Here is a 1,671-nt window from a genome sequence, read left to right on the forward strand (position 1 = left end):
CTAATAAGGAGTATCACAAATTGCGCGAGTTGGCGATTCGCATCATCCGCCACATTGGGATTGTGGGCGAATGCAACGTGCAGTATGCTTTCGACACGGTGTCGGAGGACTACCGCGTGATTGAGGTGAATGCGCGTTTGAGCCGCTCGTCTGCGCTGGCATCGAAGGCTACGGGCTATCCGTTGGCGTTTATTGCGGCTAAATTGGCGTTGGGCTATGGCTTGCAGGATTTGAAAAATTCGGTTACGAAGACCACGCCGGCGTTTTTTGAACCGGCTTTGGACTATATTGTTTGCAAAATTCCGCGTTGGGATTTGGGCAAGTTTCACGGCGTGTCGCAGGAGATTGGGTCGAGTATGAAGAGCGTGGGCGAGGTGATGTCCATCGGGCGCAGTTTTGAGGAGGTGATTCAGAAGGGGCTGCGGATGATTGCGCAGGGGATGCACGGCTTCGTCGCCAACAAGGGTTTGGCGGAGGAGGACGACATCGACAAGGCGTTGAGCGAGCCTACCGACAAGCGCATTTTCATCATCGCGCAGGCTCTGGAGGCGGGTTACACCATTGAGCGCATCCACGAATTGACGAAAATTGACCTGTGGTTTTTGCAAAAATTGCAGGGCATCCATCAAACGTCCAAAGAACTCGAAAAGGTCAATTCCATTGAGAAATTGCCTGCCGAGTTGCTGAAAACGGCGAAGCAAAAAGGTTTTTCGGACTACCAAATTTCAAAACTCATCTACAAAAACGATACGGCGACAGACAACAAAGCCGTGCTGCGCGACCACCGCAAAAAACTCGGCATCGTGCCCGTGGTGAAGCAGATTGACACGCTGGCGGCGGAATTTCCGGCACTGACCAATTACCTGTACCTCACCTACAATGGCATCGAAAACGACGTTAACTATCTGGGCGACAAGCGTTCAGTGGTCGTGCTCGGGTCGGGCGCGTATCGCATCGGCAGTAGCGTTGAGTTTGACTGGTGCTCGGTGAATGCGCTGGAAACGATTCGCAAGCGCGGCTGGCGCGGCGTGATGGTCAATTACAATCCCGAAACGGTGTCCACCGACTACGATATGTGCGACCGCCTGTATTTTGACGAACTCACATTTGAGCGCGTGATGGACATTCTCGAACTGGAAAATCCGCACGGCGTGGTGCTCTCGACGGGGGGGCAAATCCCGAACAATCTCGCGCTGTCGCTCGACCAAGCCGGTGTGCCAATTCTCGGCACGAGTGCGAAAAATATTGATAATGCCGAAGACCGGCACAAATTTTCGTCAATGCTCGACCGCTTGGGCATCGACCAACCGCAGTGGAAGGAGTTGAGTTCGCTCTCCGACATCGACAAGTTTGTGGAGGAAGTGGGCTTTCCGGTGCTTGTGCGCCCGTCCTACGTGCTTTCTGGTGCCGCGATGAACGTCTGCTCCAACCAAACGGAGCTGAATCTGTTTCTGAAATTGGCGGCGAATGTGTCGCAGAAACATCCGGTGGTGGTGAGCAAATTTATTCAGAACGCGAAGGAAATCGAAATCGACGCGGTTGCCAACAAGGGCGAAGTCGTGACGTATGCCATCTCGGAGCACATCGAATTTGCCGGCGTGCATTCGGGCGATGCCACGATTCAATTTCCGCCGCAGAAATTGTATGTCGAAACGGTGCGCCGCATCAGGC

1 protein-coding gene is annotated in these 1,671 nt (G+C 53.7%); it reads left to right on the forward strand.

What is annotated here, in order from left to right:
• A partial coding sequence (carB, locus tag ASC50_RS00420) for a carbamoyl-phosphate synthase large subunit (RefSeq protein ID WP_082591991.1) occupies positions 1–1,671 on the forward strand: 1,671 nt, incomplete at both ends.

It is taken from the genome of Candidatus Symbiothrix dinenymphae (assembly GCF_001431085.1).